Annotated in this window: 13 protein-coding genes and 1 tRNA gene; 4 read left to right on the forward strand and 10 right to left on the reverse strand. The window is 61.6% G+C overall.

Annotation, left to right across the window (positions count from 1 at the left end; genetic code table 11):
* Positions 1-103: 103 nt before the first annotated feature.
* Complete coding sequence (locus tag GA0061102_RS00645; RefSeq protein ID WP_037152929.1) at positions 104-1,129, reverse strand: sugar ABC transporter substrate-binding protein; 1,026 nt, start codon at positions 1,127-1,129, stop codon at positions 104-106.
* Positions 1,130-1,375: 246 nt separating this feature from the next.
* Here GA0061102_RS00645 and GA0061102_RS00650 point away from each other — a divergent pair, with 246 nt between their 5' ends.
* A complete protein-coding gene (locus GA0061102_RS00650; RefSeq protein ID WP_092843068.1) occupies positions 1,376-2,623 on the forward strand; it encodes an ROK family transcriptional regulator in 1,248 nt (415 codons plus the stop codon).
* A complete protein-coding gene (locus GA0061102_RS00655; protein ID WP_092843652.1) occupies positions 2,607-3,041 on the forward strand; it encodes an RbsD/FucU family protein in 435 nt (144 codons plus the stop codon). The genes GA0061102_RS00650 and GA0061102_RS00655 overlap by 17 nt, the downstream gene beginning before the upstream one ends.
* Positions 3,042-3,249: 208 nt before the next feature.
* On the opposite strand, the gene GA0061102_RS00660 is transcribed toward GA0061102_RS00655, so the two are convergent.
* The 6 genes from GA0061102_RS00660 to GA0061102_RS00685 form a co-directional block, all read right to left on the reverse strand.
* Complete coding sequence (locus tag GA0061102_RS00660) at positions 3,250-4,287, reverse strand: 4-hydroxyproline epimerase (protein ID WP_092843070.1); 1,038 nt, start codon at positions 4,285-4,287, stop codon at positions 3,250-3,252.
* A gap of 342 nt (positions 4,288-4,629) precedes the next feature.
* The gene (locus tag GA0061102_RS00665) at positions 4,630-5,934 is read right to left on the reverse strand and encodes an alpha/beta hydrolase (RefSeq protein WP_092843072.1); all 1,305 of its coding nucleotides are present in this window, start codon (positions 5,932-5,934) and stop codon (positions 4,630-4,632) included.
* A 589-nt stretch (positions 5,935-6,523) separates the two neighbouring features.
* A complete protein-coding gene (locus tag GA0061102_RS00670) occupies positions 6,524-7,405 on the reverse strand; it encodes an aldo/keto reductase (protein ID WP_092843074.1) in 882 nt (293 codons plus the stop codon).
* 227 nt (positions 7,406-7,632) lie between these two features.
* Positions 7,633-8,277 carry a TetR family transcriptional regulator gene (locus GA0061102_RS00675; RefSeq protein ID WP_092843076.1) on the reverse strand — a complete coding sequence of 215 codons (645 nt, stop codon included), beginning with the start codon at positions 8,275-8,277 and terminating at the stop codon, positions 7,633-7,635.
* A 12-nt stretch (positions 8,278-8,289) separates the two neighbouring features.
* A complete protein-coding gene (locus GA0061102_RS00680; protein WP_092843654.1) occupies positions 8,290-8,988 on the reverse strand; it encodes a class I SAM-dependent methyltransferase in 699 nt (232 codons plus the stop codon).
* A gap of 290 nt (positions 8,989-9,278) precedes the next feature.
* Complete coding sequence (locus tag GA0061102_RS00685; RefSeq protein ID WP_092843078.1) at positions 9,279-9,755, reverse strand: BA14K family protein; 477 nt, start codon at positions 9,753-9,755, stop codon at positions 9,279-9,281.
* Positions 9,756-9,893: 138 nt separating this feature from the next.
* Here GA0061102_RS00685 and GA0061102_RS00690 point away from each other — a divergent pair, with 138 nt between their 5' ends.
* Positions 9,894-10,343, forward strand: coding sequence for a MarR family winged helix-turn-helix transcriptional regulator (locus tag GA0061102_RS00690; protein WP_092843079.1), 450 nt, complete (start codon positions 9,894-9,896; stop codon positions 10,341-10,343).
* Positions 10,340-11,896 (forward strand): MDR family MFS transporter, encoded by a 1,557-nt coding sequence (locus GA0061102_RS00695; protein ID WP_092843081.1) that lies wholly within the window; start codon positions 10,340-10,342, stop codon positions 11,894-11,896. Before GA0061102_RS00690 ends, GA0061102_RS00695 begins: the two co-directional genes overlap by 4 nt.
* A gap of 238 nt (positions 11,897-12,134) precedes the next feature.
* Here GA0061102_RS00695 and GA0061102_RS00700 read toward each other — a convergent pair.
* From GA0061102_RS00700 to GA0061102_RS00710, 3 genes are all read right to left on the reverse strand, one after another.
* Positions 12,135-12,211, reverse strand: a tRNA-Arg gene (locus GA0061102_RS00700).
* Positions 12,212-12,336: 125 nt separating this feature from the next.
* On the reverse strand, positions 12,337-13,857 hold the full coding sequence (locus GA0061102_RS00705; protein ID WP_092843083.1) for a sensor histidine kinase: 1,521 nt from the start codon (positions 13,855-13,857) through the stop codon (positions 12,337-12,339).
* A 169-nt stretch (positions 13,858-14,026) separates the two neighbouring features.
* A complete protein-coding gene (locus GA0061102_RS00710; protein ID WP_245297889.1) occupies positions 14,027-16,060 on the reverse strand; it encodes a methyl-accepting chemotaxis protein in 2,034 nt (677 codons plus the stop codon).
* Positions 16,061-16,111 lie beyond the last annotated feature (51 nt).

Consider the following 16,111-nt stretch of genomic DNA (forward strand, 5'->3'; position numbering starts at 1 on the left):
CCGGCGTTGATATCAGGAAGGCACGATCGCGAACCGAAGGGCCGCTTCAGCGAAAAGTGTGAAGCGGCTCTCGGATTGGATCATGCCAAGTTCAGGACGAGGCTTAGCCCCAGCACTTTGCCGTGCCTTCCTTGGTGTCGATCGACTTCAGGCCGGGAACCGGCTTGTCCGTCACCAGCGAAACGCCGGTGTCGAAGAAGGACTTGCCTTCGGTCGGCTTCGGCTTTTCGCCCGTCGCGGCGAACTTCTTGATCGCCTCGACGCCGAGGGCAGCCATCATCAACGGATATTGCTGCGACGTCGCGCCGATCACGCCTTCCTTGACGGACTTGACGCCCGGGCAACCGCCATCAACAGACACGATCAGAACCTGCTTTTCCAAGCCGACGGCCTTCAGAGCCTGATAGGCGCCGACGGCGGCCGGTTCGTTGATCGTGTGGATGACATTGATGCTCGAATTCTTCTGCAGGAGGTTTTCCATGGCCTTGCGGCCGCCCTCCTCGTTGCCGTTGGTGACGTCATGGCCGACGATGCGCGGATCGGTTTCGTCGCCGATCTTGTTCGGATCCTTCGGGTCGATGCCGAAGCCGATCATGAAGCCCTGGTCGCGCAGGACGTCAACGGAAGGCTGCGATGGCGCCAGATCCAGGAAGCCGACCTTGGCGTCCTTCACCTTGTCACCCAGCGTTTCCTTTGCCCACTGACCAATCAGCTTGCCAGCGAGAAGATTGTCTGTGGCAAAGGTCGCGTCGGCGGCGTCGGCCGGCTCCAGAGGCGTGTCGAGCGCGATGACCAGCAGGCCCGCGTCGCGTGCCTTCTTGACCGAGGAAACGATGCCCTTGGTGTCGGAAGCGGTGATCAGAATACCCTTGGCACCGCTGGCGATGCAGCTCTCGATCGCGGCAACCTGGCTTTCGCTGTCACCGTCGATCTTGCCGGCATAGGACTTCAGCGTCACGCCGAGTTCCTTGGCCTTGGCCGTCGCACCTTCCTTCATCTTGACGAAGAAGGGGTTGGTATCGGTCTTGGTGATGAGGCAGGCGGACACGTCTGCAGCCTTTGCCGGCGCGGCAAAGGCAACGCCGAGCGCCAGAGCGGCGATCGCTGCGGAAATAACAGATTTCTTCATTCAATCCTCCCGATGTTTGAAAAGCCGGACCGTCCGGCATTCCCGGATGAGCGCCCGGGGTGGAGATGCGCAATGCCTGTCAGATTATTTTCGAGAGACCTCCTCCAAGGCCATATACGCATCCTCGACGCCTATATCTGAGCCTAAAGATTTCCATCTGTCAATAAATAAATCGGATTGAATTATTAATTGGATGTGGCATTCTGGAAAAAAATCAGGCATGGCCATGGTGGAAGGAGCAGGCCCATGTCTCTCGTGCACGACCCGGAGGACACACCCACAACGCCAGCGATTCTCGACCCCAGCGGGGGCGCGAACCAGCTTGGCGTGCGTGCCCATAACGAGCGGCTCGTGCTGTCGCTCGTGCGCCGCCACGGCGCGCTGTCGAAGGCCGATATCGCCCGGCGCAGCGGGCTATCCGCGCAGACCGTTTCCGTCATCATGCGTGCCCTGGAGAAGGATGGGCTGCTATCCCGCGATGCACCGGTGCGCGGGCGCGTCGGCCAACCATCCACTCCCATGCGGCTCAATCCGGATGCTGTGCTCTCCTTCGGCGTCAAGATCGGCCGACGCAGCGCCGATCTCGTGCTGATGGATTTTGTCGGCAGAATCAGGATGCAGCTTCATCAGACCTATCCCTATCCGCTGCCGCAGGAGATCATCGCTTTCGTGACTGCCGGCATCAGGGAATTGGAGGGGCGCCTGAGCGAAGAGGAACGCCGCAAACTCGCTGGGATCGGCGTCGCCGCGCCGTTCGAGCTGTGGAACTGGGCCGAGCAGGTCGGCGCGCCGCCCGGAGCCATGGATGTCTGGCGCGGCTTCGACCTGCGCACCGAAATCGCCTCTCGCGTGACTTATCCCGTCTTCCTGCAGAACGACGCCACCAGCGCCTGCGGGGCAGAACTGGTTTTCGGTGCGGGCGCGCATTATCCTGATTTCGTCTATTTCTTTGTCGGCTCCTTCATCGGCGGCGGCATCGTGCTCAATTCCTCGATCTTCGTCGGGCGAACGGGCACGGCCGGAGCCCTTGGGCCCCTGCCCGTGCGTGGCCGCAACGGTGAAAATCGCCAGCTCCTGGAAATCGCCTCGATCTTCGTGCTCGAGAACCTGTTGAGGGATCACGGCTTCGACTCGCGCCCCCTCTGGTACTCCGCCGACAACTGGATCGATTTCGGCGAACCGCTGGAGATCTGGATACAGGATACGGCAAAGGCGCTGGCGCAGGCGATCGTCGCAGCTGCCTCGGTCATCGATTTCAGCGCTGCCGTCATCGATGGCGGCTTCCCCGATTGGGTACGAGAGCGGGTGGTGCGCGCAACCATCAAGGCCGCCTCGGATCTGGATCTGCAGGGTGTCATCATGCCCGAGATCATCGAGGGTGCAGTGGGGCCGCAGGCGCGGGCCATCGGCGGCGCGAGCCTGCCGATCTTTGCACATTACCTCATCGACCAAAACGTCCTCTTCAAGGAGATAGAGCATGCTGAAGGGCATTGACCCGCTGTTGAGCCCGGAGCTTCTGGCGACCTTGCGCGCCATGGGTCATGGCGACGAAATCGCCCTCGTGGACGGCAATTACCCCGGTCTCGAACATGGGCGCCGTCTCGTCCGCCTCGATGGCCATGGCGTCATCCGCGTGCTCGATGCCGTGCTGAGCGTGCTACCGATCGACGATTTCGTGCCGCAGGCGATTTTCCGGGCGACCGTCAAACAGGACCGTGATGCTATCGATCCCGTTCATGCCGAGATGATCGAGTGCTGCGCCCGGCATGTGCCCGATATCCGGGTCGTGCCGCTGCTGCCCGCGGAATTTTACGAGCGGGTCAAGCAGGCGCATACGCTGATACAGACCAGCGAGCCGCGGCTCTATGGCAATATTATTTTGCGCAAGGGCGTGATTTATCCGAAGGGATAGCGGAGGGGCAGAGACGCCCCTCATCCGGCCTATCGGCCACCTTCTTCCCGCAGGCGGGGCGAAGGGGATAGACGCGACCACAGCCTTCCTTCCGGCAATTTGCTTCGACGAGAATGCAGAGCTAGTCCCCTCTCCCCGTCAAAACGGGGAGAGGGTTAGGGTGAGAGGCAGAACTCTCCAGACGATAGGAGCCGATGGCCCTGCCCCCTCAAATATCGCCCGCCGAAGGCCCCCAGACATCCGTCATGGCGAAGCCTTCCGCCATCGGGTCGAACGGATCGAGCGCCACCTGGCTGAGACCGAAGGTGAAGCCTCGGCCGGTGATCGTGGGAATGATGGCCGGCTTGCCGGCGACTTCGGTCACCGCCTGCAGGCCGACCTCGAACTCCGAACCGATGATCGAGCGGGACTTGAAGATATCGCCGACCTTGGCCTTGCCGCGGGCATGCAGCGTCGCCAGATTGGCGGAATTGCCGGTGCCGCAGGGTGAGCGGTCGGCGCGGCCTGGCCACATGGTCGTGCAGGTGCGGATGGCGCCATCGGGATCGATGTCGCGGAACATCACATAGGCAACGCCGGAGATCGCAGGGATTTCCGGGTGAACCACGGTCATCGCCCGATTGATCGCATCCTTGATGACCATGCCGGCCTGAACGAGGGTAGCAGCATTGCCCTTCTCGATTTTCGAGCCGATCTGGCCGACATCGACGAGCGCATAGAAGATGCCGCCATAGCAAAGGTCTAGCTTGATCTTGCCCCATTGCGGCGTGTCGAGTTCGACATCAAGCTCATGAACGAAAGACGGCACCATGATCAGCCGCACCTTCTCGCAGCGGCCGTCGCGGCAGGTCGCCGTGGCACGGACGAGGCCGGCAGCCGTATCGAGCGTGACGACCGTTTCCGGCTCCTTCATCTCGACGATGCCGGATTCGAGCAAAGCGGTGGTTACGCAAATGGAGTTGGAGCCGGAGCTTGCATGCGCCTGATCCGGCTGGAGGATGATGAAGCCCGCATCGGCCTCTGGGTGCTTGGCCGGCAGCAGCAGGTTGACAGAGCCGATCGGCGCGCCGCGCGGCTCCAGCACGAGGAAGCGGCGCAGCTCCTGCCCCTTCGGATCAGTGTTTAGCCAATGCAGCTGCTCGGCAATACTGTTTCCGGGGATCTTCGGCACGCCGCCGATGGCAACCTTGCCGATTTCCCCTTCGCAATGAACGTCCAGCAGCTGGATCGTGCGCTTCCATCTCATGTCATCTACTCCAATCAAACGTATCGCGGGATGCCGCTATCGATCATCAATGCAGGTGCTCTTTGTTGCGGGGCATCAAGCCGAGATGGCCGCTGAACAGCCGCGTACCGGAGGTCCGGTACGCAGGAGCGACGATAATCCCGCGGCAAATCGCGGCCGGCCATCTCGCCACCATCGCCGACGCTGATAACCGTACGCCTGATTTCGCCCATGCCAAAGCCTACCCGCAATGCGCCACCATGTCCGATATGGCGCAGCTCTGTGATATATCAGATTGAATTGACTGGCTACGGCGTTCTGAAAGACGACAAGCGATGCGGTCCCGATTGAAGATATGGGGCTCTACTTTCCCAATGTCTCCCCGACATTGTTACTCGTCGCCTCGACGCTGTCGCCGAGCGAGCCGACCGTATTGCCCGCGGACGCGCCGACACGGCGCCATTGCTCGCCGTAATTCGCACGCGTGCGGGGATCGAAGATGGCAATCGGGGCGCTGACGGCCGCGCCTGCGACACTGCCAACCGTCTGGGCAGCGCCGAGAGCCACCGCGCCGACGGCATCGCCGATACCGACATCGGAATCGGTGATCGTCTGGCCGGCAATCAGCCGCGCTCCGATCAATTTCACTACTTCAGGGCTCTCGGCAAACTTGCCGTGGTTCAGGCCATCGCCAGTCTTGAGCTTGGTGAGATCAAGTACGGTGATCCCCTGCTTTTCCAGCTCGCTGCGATAGGGCTCGGCTGTGGGATCGATCTGGCCGAGACGATCGATACTGCCCGAAATGCGCCGTGAGAGCGACAAGGCCCGGTCGTCGCGCGAGACGAACAGCGTAAAATGCGGCTTGTCTTTGCCGAGTGCTGCGAACTGCCGCCCGAAGACATCGACATCGAGATCGGGCGAAGCCAGAATGACGTTCTTGATCTTCGGCGTGACGCGGCCATTGCGGATCGCCATCTGCCGGAGGGATTCGACGGCTAGCCAGCTCCCCATCGAATGCGCCATGACGGTGATATCGCCGACGGCAGGATCGGCGGCGACCCGGCGCAACAGCTCCTCAAGCGAGTCGCGCGAATAGTTCGCGCTTTCCTTGTCATAGGCATAGTCGAAGATGCTCGCCCGCGATGGCCAGGTAAAGACGATCGGTGCGACATTGGCGTGCGAATCGTGCACGATCTGCGCAAAGCGATAGACGGCGTCCTCATAGCGATTGTTGAAACCATGCACGAAGATCAGTACCCGCCGGTCCTTCGGCAATTCCGCATGCAGCCAGGCGCGACCATCCGCTTCGGTCGCCAGCGGCTTGACGGCAAGGGTGACGAAATTCTTCAAGGGGTTGCCGGGCAGACGGCTCGGCCACTGCACCTGGCCGACCTTGCGATTGGCCTCCGGCGGAATGGAGACGCTGACAGCGTCGATCTTCAACCCCGGGCCACGTTCTCCCGAAAACAGGATCGCCGGATCCTTGTCCGGCAAGCGCGTGGTGGCGACCAGCAGATCGACCTTCGAGGTTCCCGGCACATTTTCCCCGACCGGCTGCATGACTCCGACGGGACGGCCGCAAGCCGCAAGCGATAGCGTCACAGCAACGGCAACGGTTCGGAAAAACACGCTTCCCCCTCGGCCCGAGCCTGCCACATGCTGCATCATGCAACCCTTCTCCAACGCCCAACGATCGCGCCACTCTACGCATCGGCACCCATGGTGCAAGCAGAGAGAGCGGTTATCGCCCACATGAAGCAGCGCTAATTCGCACCGGCATTGCAATGGCGCAACTCCGAGATCGAACAGAAGATGCCGCGGGAACATCAGGAATGTGGGGAATAAAAAAGAGCCCGACGCGGGAGGAGGATGCGTCGGGCTCTTGATCCGGATTGGCAACTGGGAGGAGGAGTGTTGCCAATCAATGAAGGAGCGCTGGGAGGAGGAGGTGCGCTGCCTTCGAGCGGGTAGATATAACGCTGGGACACGCATGAATAGACCGGCCTTCGCAATGCAGCAATGCGCTGCGCGCAATGCTTATACCCAAATTGGCCAGGAATCCCGCATAGCACCGGCGAACAGGGCATTCCGCCGCCTATTTTAAAGCCGTCGGATGCCAAGACTGCAGGATTCACATGATCGTGAAGCAGGACTGCGCGCTCGCACAAGCATATATGGGCGGCAGAGACGTTGTCTTCGCCGCCCCGTGCACATTTTCGAATCGTCGCTCCAGCTTTGCGCGCCGAAGCCGTGGGCCTTATGCCGCCTTGAACGCCTTGCGACCTTCGGCATCCAGTGCAGCAAACTCCTCATCGGAGAGCACGATGTCGACGGCCGCGGTGTTTTCCTCGAGATGCTTGACCTTGCCCGTTCCGGGGATCGGTAGCATGACCGGGCTGCGCTTCAGCACCCAGGCAAGCGCGATCTGGCTCGGCGCCGCGTCATGCTTCTTGGCGATGGTATCGAGAAGCGAGCCTTCCTTGGCGAGATTGCCCGCGGCCAGAGGGAACCAGGGAATGAAGCCGATATTGTGCTTATGGCAATAATCGAGGACATCTTCGCTGGTGCGGTCGACGAGATTGTAACGGTTCTGCACCGTCGCCACGCTGAAGTGCTTCGACGCCGCCTCGATGTCGGCAACGGAGACTTCGCTCAAGCCCGCATGGCGGATGATACCGTCATCGATCAGGGATTTCACGGCATCGAATTGCTCGGCGACCGGCACTTTGGAATCGATGCGGTGGAGTTGCCAGAGATCGATGCGGTCGACGCCGAGGTTGCGCAGGCTCTTGTGCGCCTGCTGGATCAAGTACTCCGGACGACCTAAAGGCACCCAGACATCCGGGCCGGTTCGCGTCAGTCCGCCCTTGGTGGCGACGACGAGATCCTTGCTATATGGATGAAGCGCTTCCTTGATCAGCAGTTCGGAAACGTCGGGACCATAGGAATCGGCTGTGTCGATGAAGTTGATGCCAAGCTCCGGCAGGCGCTTCAGCGTGCGGATGGCTTCGTCGTGATCGGCAGGCTCGCCCCAGATGCCGGCACCCGTGATGCGCATGGCACCGAAGCCGAGACGATGGACGGGAAGATCACCGCCGATCTTGAATTGACCGGACTTGGCTGCGTCGAAATCTGACATGGTTATGTCCCTTCACTGATCTAAGAATATATCTGGAGTTCCCGCCATCGGAGCGGCCGGGATCTGTCGATCAAAGCGAGCTGTTCGCGAAGAGGGAAATAGGGTCGCGACACGGCAGTAGATGGGTCTGCGATCCGGCATATGCAATGCATTGCCGCCGACAAAGCCATCTTTTCGAGATGCCGCGATCGACGCGGGTCTGCAGCTGCCGATGGATCGCATCGGGATCACCGGGCTGGCAAATGCGCCCGCGCCAGCGCGCCCAGGTCGGCAAGCGCTGCCCAAAGCTCATGGAACATGCCGGAGGCGAACTCCTCCAGCGGTAGATCTTTCTGCGCGCCGCTCCAGCGTTCGCCGCCGATGCGCAGCATGCCGACGACGGCTGCGGCAAGCAAACTCAAGCGGAACCGCTCCTCGTCTCCGCCGGAACAGCGGGCATGCAGCGCATCCGTGAGCTTTCGTTCTAGCTTGGCGTATTTCAGCTGATCCCGGGACCGAAGTGCCGGCGTATCCCGGATCAGGACGGCGATGGCAAGATGCTGAGGATCAGAGACCGCAGCCCGCAGGGCCGCATTGATTGCCGTCTCGATGACCTCGACCAGCGGTGCATCTGCAGGCTGGGCAGCGACTGCACCGATCAGTTCGTCGGCGAAGCCATCCTGCCAGGCAGCGACCACATCTTCCTTGCTGGGGAAGTAATCGAAGAAGCTGCGTTTGGAAACATCGGCCGCCTCGGTGATATCTTCGATGGTGGTATTGTCGAAGCCTCGCTCGAGGAAAAGCTTCAATGCCGTGGTTTCGATACGCTCGCGGGTCTGGCGACGCTTCCGTTCGCGCCGGCCTTCCCTCACCGCGCCATCGATATCCGCCATCTGCTCCCCCCGCTATGCATTTGCTTCGGGCCGCCCCGTATCAGCCGTGCCGGCCTCCTGCGCATGGGCGCCGATTGCCGCGATCTTCCCGGTGCTACGAGATTCGGCGCCGTTGATCGAGAGTTCCAGCGGATCTTGGCGCGATATCCTGTAGACGCCGGCCGGCGGAATGTTGCGCACGGTGCCGCCGATGCGAGTGCCCTTCAAGCCGAGGCTTTCGAGGATCGGCCGCTGAATAGGACAGCGCGGGCCATAGGTGAATTGATAGAAGGCACTGCCCGGCTTCATCACCGCGAAGGCTCCGCCGACAATGGCGGCGACTTTCGAAGGCGGCATGGACAGGAGTGGCAGGCCGCTGACGACGGCACCAAAAGGCGCGTCGTCGAAGAGGCCGCAACCACCAAGCTGGGCCGCATCCATCCGCACTACTCGAGCCTCAGGAAAACGGTCCCGCAAACGAACGGCAAACTCCTCGCCGAATTCGACGAGCGTGAGGGCACTTTCCGGAATTCCCCGCGCCAGCAGAGCCCGCGTGAAAACGCCCGTGCCGGGGCCAAGTTCCAGAATCGGGCCATCAAGCGGATCAATCTCCTGCGTCATCAGCCTGGCCAGCCGCTCGCCCGAAGGCGCGACTGCTGCGACCCGCATCGGATCGCTCACCCAGGAGCGAAAGAACCGCACGAAATCGGCGCATGATGTCTTTGTCGTCATTCCGCGAATCCAATCTCCGGCTGCGATATCGAATGTGGCGCGATCAGGACTGAGCAGCATGGCATTTCAAAGGCGTATCACGCCATTAGGCCATCCAGAATCGTTGAGATGCAAGTGCCGTCGCACGACTTTTCGCATATTTTATCTATTGCAAATTTGCATTTAATGCAAAAATATATCGGTTGCAACAGGCGATAACGAATCTCTCTGTGAAGTCTCTCGCAACGGCGTGAAATAAAGCCCTCCCCGCGATTGCCGAGAGGGCTTCAAGCATCCAGTTCACCGACAGCTTACGGGCTCACGCACTGGCGGCGAGGACCATTGGTCGGCTGATAGGTATTGTCGGAAGCGCGATAGGTCTTGTAGCGGCTGGCGCACCAGCGAACATGCGCACTGCCGCGAGGTGGATGAGCAACGGCGCCGGCAATAATTGCACCGGCAGTGAAGGCAGCCATCGGATACCACCAGCCATCGCTATAACGGCGATAGCCTGGGCGGGCGTGGCGATAGCCGCGATGGCCATGCCAATAGCCCGGCCGATGATGCGGGCGATAGCCAGGACGATAATGGGGGCGGTGGTGCGGGCGATAGCGCCTGTCGTGATGACGATACTGCACGTCGACGACACTGGAGGGCTGGCCACTCGTCTGTATGGCCGCCGGCTGAACCATCGGCTGGATCGGTCCTGCAACTGCCGGATCAAAGGACGAAATCGCCAAAAGGGCACTCAATGCGGTCACCGTTACCGTGGTCAGAAGTCGTTTCACAGCTCTCTCCTCTCGAGTCGCAGTACTGATGAACAACGCGTAATGATTGAAAAATGTTTCACAATATTATCGCTTGCGCAAGTACGCAGGCGGAGCATATAGATAGGAAGCCTACCTATCTATTGAGGCTGATGCTCCATGACCGATACCATCCGCCATCCTGGGCTCGACGAAGCCCATGCGCTTGCCGAAGCATTGCGCCCTGCCTTGCATCGCCTTTATCGACAATTGCGCCGCGAAAGTGACGATCCGGGATTGTCGCCGCTACATGCCCTGCTCCTCGTTGCCGTCATGCGGCAACCAGGCATCGGAGTTGCCGAACTGGCGCGGATGGAGAAGCTGCGCGGGCCGACGATTTCAGGACATGTGAAGGCAATGGAGCGGGACGGTCTCATTACGCGCTCAGAACCGGACCCCAGCGACCGCAGGCGCAACGGCCTGATCGCAACCGAGAAGGGCAAGAAGCTCATACAGGCTCTGAAACAGAGGCGGACCGACTGGCTCGCATCGGAACTGGCCAAACTGTCGCCTGAAGAGCGCGCTGCAATTCGGGCCGCGATCGGGCCACTTGGAGAGATCGGACAATGAGCGGAGATCGTCTCCAGGCAGCTTCGCCAGCGGCACCAGCAGCGGACGGCCTACCCGACCGCCGCGAGATCCGCGCCGTCATTCTCGGCCTGATGATCGTTCTCGGGCTCGGCGCCATCGACCAGAGCATCGTCGCCACCGCCCTGCCCCGCATCGTCAGCGATCTCGGCGGGCTGACGCATCTTTCCTGGGTGGTCAGCGCCTATGTGCTCGCCTCCACCGCCACCATGCCGCTCTACGGCAAGCTCAGCGACCAGTATGGCCGCAAGCCGATGATCTATGCGGCGATCCTGATCTTCCTGCTCGGCTCCGTCCTGAGCGGCATGGCGCAGACGCTGATGCAGCTCATCATCTTCCGGGCGATCCAGGGCATCGGCGCCGGCGGATTGATGCCGCTGGCGCAGATCATCATCGGCGACATCGTGCCGCCGGCTCGGCGTGGGCGCAACCAGGGCTCGATCGCCGCCGTCTTCGCGGTTTGCAGCGTCATCGGCCCGATCGCCGGCGGCATCATCACCGATCTCCTGTCCTGGCACTGGATCTTCTACGTCAATCTGCCAATCGGCGCCGTTGCCCTCATCATGATCGGCCGCGCGCTCAAGCGGCCGCACCAGTCTCGCAGTCGCCGCATCGACTATCTCGGCGCCGCCTTGCTGACGGGCTGTACGACGAGCTTCCTGCTGGTGCTGGCGCTCGGCGGCAACGAATGGGCCTGGAATTCGCCGGAGATTTTCGGACTGTCTGCCGTCGCCCTCGTGCTTTGCGTTCTTTTCATCCTTCACGTCCGGCGCGAGCCCGAGCCGGTGCTGCCGCCCGATCTCTTCCGCAATCGGCTGTTCGTCGTCGCCTGCATCGTGCTGGCCCTGACCTTCATGGGGATGCTGGGCGCAAGCCTGTTCTTTCCGCTGTTCTTCCAGATGGTCATGGGGGTCAGCGCCTCGCATTCCGGGCTGCTGACCGGCCCGCTGATGATCGGCGTCGTTATTTCCTCGATGGTCAACGGGCGCGTACTGCTGCATCGCTTCGGGCGCTACAAGCCGGCGCAGCTCTGCGGCCTCAGCCTCGCGACGGTCGCCTTCGCGATCCTTTCCTGGGCCGCGGCCACCAGCCAGGGTTTCGGGATCATTGAGCCCGCCGTCTTCGCTCTCGGCCTTGGTCTCGGGCTTGTCATGCCCACCATGACGATTGCCGTGCAAAATGCCCTGCCCCTTGCCCATCGCGGCGTCGGAACGGCGACACTCGCCTTCTTCCGTTCGCTCGGCGGCCTCATTGGCGTCACCGGCTCGGGTGCAATTCTGGCCTATCGCGTGCAGAACGCCTCCGGCGCGCTGGATGGCGTGCATGTGTCGTCCCTCACCGAGGCCGGCATGAGACAGCTCGCGACCGCCTCTCCCGAGGCCCATGCCGCCGCCATCGCGCTTTACCGCCACGCCATTGCAATGACCTTCGCAACGGGAACGGCGATCGTGGCACTGGCGTTGGTCGTTCTGTTGTTTCTGCCGGAATTGCCATTGGCAACGGATCACGGACAGGGGACCCCGCGGTCAAGCTGACTGGGCTTCTCCGCCAGCAGGGCTACCGATCCAGAGAGACGCTGACTTGGGGCGCAAAGCCACCATCGGCCCGTCCGTGCGCCGGTCGAGGTGCGCCCGTCGCGCCCAGCAGGTAATCGCGGCGACCAGAACAGATCGGATCGAGGGCGCGAACACCGAGGCCGAACCGGCTATGCGTTTAGCCCGATAACAGGCTGCGTTTCAAACGCAGCAAGCATAAAAAACGATAAGGGAAAAATGGCGCACCCGAAGAGATTCGAACTCCTGACCCCCAGATTCGTAGTCTGGTGCTCTATCCAGCTGAGCTACGGGTGCGTGCCGAAACGGAAGAAACCGTTCGGTGTGGGCGGTTCTCTAAAGGGTCCCTTGGGGGAATGCAAGTGGATTTCTGAAAAAGATCGCGATTTTCGTGCAAGATACCGACAACTATCTGAAAATATTCAGATTTCTTGCAAGCTCTTGCTGCGATAATCGTCGAGGGATACGGGACGGTCGGGAATTTCGATGCGGAACTGCGTTCCGGCAGCCGGTTTTTCCACGAGCGCAATGGTGCCGCCATGGGCAAGCACCAGCTCCCGGGCGATCGCCAGGCCAAGGCCTGTGCCTCCGGAGCGGGCGGAGCCACGAAAAGCGGTGAAGAGATTCTCCCGCGCCTTCTGCGGCATGCCGGGGCCGGTGTCGTCGACGGTAATGCTGACGACGCTGCCGATTCGATGCGCCGAGACCGTGATGCGCTTTATGCTGTCGAGCTCGGCGTTGCTAATGGCAACCAGCGCCTGATGGGCGTTGCGGCAGAGATTATGGATGACGCGGAACAACTGTTCGCCGTCGGCATCGACTTCCAGATCGGCACTAAGCTGCTCGATGAATTCTATGCCGCTGTCGGGCTCGATCGCCAGGATATCGCGAACCTCGGCGATCAGCTCGATAAGACGAATCTTGCGCCGGCGCGGCGCCGATTCGGAGGTCTGGCCATAGGACAGCACCTCGGTCGTATAGCCGACGGCGCGATCGATGGTGCGCAGCAGCTTCGGCGCGAAGCGCTTGACCATGGGGTCGTCGATATCGACGAGCCGGTCCGACATCAGCTGCGCAGCCGACAGGATGTTGCGCATGTCGTGATTGATCTTCGAGACGGCGAGGCCGAGGGCGGCAAGATTCTTCTGCTGCTTCAGCGTCTTCTGAAGCTGCGTCTGCATGGCAGCAAGATGGCGGCCAGCGACGGCAAGCTCGTCGCGCCCCTGGTCGGGCACGAGAATGCGGCCCGGATCCTCCGGATCGTCGGAATAGGCCTGCATGCTGTCGGTGAGACGGCGGATCGGGCGGATCATGATGCGGTTGATCGCAAAGAAGATCAGCGTCGCGGTGAAGAGCGAAATCAGGATGGAAACGAGGAAGACGCTGCGGGAATAGGCAAGCATCGCATTGCGCAGGCGCGTATCCTTCAGCACCACTTCGATGCCGGTGCCGGCATCCCCGCCGACGGGGCCGAAAACACGGATGATGCGGTTGCCGCCGAAAAGCAGAGTGTCGAGGGCGTCCTTGATGGCGGTAGGCTGCGACACGTCGCTGAGATCATACATGTCATCGACCGAAGCCGGCATTTCTGCCGTCGCCAGCAGACGCGAGGTGCCGTCCTTGCGCAGAACGATGGCCCGCGTGCCGGTGGCCATCAATGTTTCCTTCTGCAGCGCACGGGGCAATTCGGCCGTCTGCAAGCCGTCAATGGCGATGGCGGCGGCGGCAGCCGTGCTCAGCCGATCCTCCAGCCAGCGCAGCCGCATATTGGCGACGGAAGGCACGAAGATGAGCACCTCCGCCAACGATATGAAAACGATGGTGAGGATGAGGAGCTTGCCGGAGAGCCCGCCAAAGATGCCGGTTGGCCTGCAAAGCCTGGAGAGGCCGACCTTCTCGGCCTTGCCGTCCTTTGCGGCGCTCCTGCCCTGCTCACTGTCCATTTCAATTGTCCCGCTTCGCCGCAAAGCGACCTGATGGCGACTTGTCGAAACGGTATAATAGGTGATTGTGGGCTTTTTTCCAATCGCGTCCCGATCCTAGGGCACGATGACGCATACAAGGAGAGCGGCGGCGCTCAGCACAGCCGCTTCTCGCCCACTCGCGAAGAGATCAGAACTCTTCCCAATTCTGCGCAGCAGCGGCCGGCGCGCGGGCAGCGTTGCCGCCGAAGGCCGTCGCGACCTTGTCAATCATCCGGCGCGCCGGCGATGCCGTCGGACGATGCGTTTCGGCGCGCGCCGGCACCGGAGCGGAAACGCTGCCTCCATCGACCTTGAAGCGGGAGACCAGGCGCACGAGGCCGTCAGCCTCGCCCGCCAGACGATGGGTCGCTGCCGAAGTTTCCTCGACCATGGCAGCGTTGCGCTGCGTGACCTCGTCCATCTGATTGACGGCCTTGTTGACTTCCGACAGGCCGGTCGCCTGTTCGCGCGCCGCGGTGGCGATGGAATGGATGTGATCGTTGATCTTGAGCACGCGCGCTTCGATGGTCGACAGCGCCTCGCCGGTCGCCTGCACCAGCTTGACGCCGACCTGCACCTCGCCGCCGGATTTTCCGATCAGCGCCTTGATATCCTTGGCCGCCGTGGCGGAGCGTTGGGCAAGCTCGCGCACTTCCTGCGCGACGACGGCAAAGCCCTTGCCTGCCTCGCCGGCGCGCGCAGCCTCCACACCGGCGTTCAGTGCCAGCAGATTGGTCTGGAAGGCGATATCGTCGATAACGCCGATGATCTGGCTGATTTCGCCGGATGCCTGCTCGATGCGGCCCATAGCATCGATCGCGTTGCGAACGACGGTGCCGGAACGGGCAGCATCTTCCTTGGCTTCGCCCACCATGACGCTCGCTTCGCGCGCCCGCTCCGTCGAGTTCTGGACGACGGAGGTGATCTCATCGAGCGCTGCCGAGGTTTCCTCGAGGGCAGCTGCCTGCTGCTCGGTACGCTTGGATAGGTCGTCGCTGGCGTGACGAAGCTCGTTGGTGTTGGAATTGATCGAGCCGGTGGTCTCGCGCACCTCGCGCATGGTGCTCTTCAGCGTTGCGAGCGTCGCGTTGACGTTCTGCTGCAATTCCGCAAAGGCGCCCTGGAATTCGCCCTTCATCGACTGGGTGAGATCGCCTTCGGCCAGGCTTGCGATGACGCGACGGACCTCGCCGATGCCGACATCGACGCTCATCAGCAGCTCATTCACATTGGTAGCGAAGCGATTGAGATTGGCGTCGCCGTAATCCTTGTCGATGCGGCGGCTGAAATCGCCGGCGGCCGCAGCCGAAACGGCCAGCGACATGCTGGACTGCAGCTCGTCGCTTCTGGCGCGCATCGCCATTTCCTCGGCATTCATGCGGCGCACGGCATTGCCGTTTTCCTTGAAGACGTCGACAGCCGCTGCCATCTCGCCGATTTCGTCGCCTCGACCGGCAAACGGGACCTCGATATCGAACTGGCCGTCGGCAACCTTCTTGATCGCGTCCGTGACCTTGCGGATCGGGCGGCTCAGGTGAACGGTGCCGATGTAAGCTCCAAGACCGACGCCGGCGCCGATGCCGGCGACCATGATGCTGAGGACGACCCACAGGACGCTCTCGTGGAAGACGGCGATCTCGGCTTCAGCCTTTGCAAGTTCCGCTTTGTCAGCCTGGACGACGGCGTCGATCTCAGCCTGGAAGGCTTTGCGATTGGCGCGGTTCGCCTCGTTGTTGCCCTGCTTGGCCGCCGCATCGGGGCCATCCGTCACGCCGAGTTTGACCGTCTCCGTGCGGAAGACGCGAAACTCCTGAGCGCGGGCTTTCAGCTTGGCGAAATCCGCTTTCTGACTATCCGGAACCAGAGGCGACCAGGAGACCAGAACCTTGTCGATCTCGTCGAGATCGGCCGTCAGCCCATCGGCGAAGCTCTTGGCATCCTTTGCGGAAGCGGCCGCATAGATGCCGCGGGATTCCATGACCACCGCGGTTACATAACGGTTGAGGTGCTCGCCCATATAGGCGCGGCTGGCTGTCTGCTCATAACTCTGCAATCTCTGGTCATATTGATGCAGCGCGTAAAGAGTGGTGCCGCCGATCAGGAGTGCTGCGCCGGTCATGACGAGTACAAGCAGATTTACTTTGCCGCGAATTTTCAAGATATCCCCCAAGGCCAGCGTCATCCCCCAAAATCGGTGGGTTTTGCCAGTACGCACTTAGATATCGGCTAAATT

It is taken from the genome of Martinezella miluonensis, from assembly GCF_900094545.1.
GTDB classification, from domain to species: Bacteria; Pseudomonadota; Alphaproteobacteria; order Rhizobiales; family Rhizobiaceae; genus Rhizobium; species Rhizobium miluonense.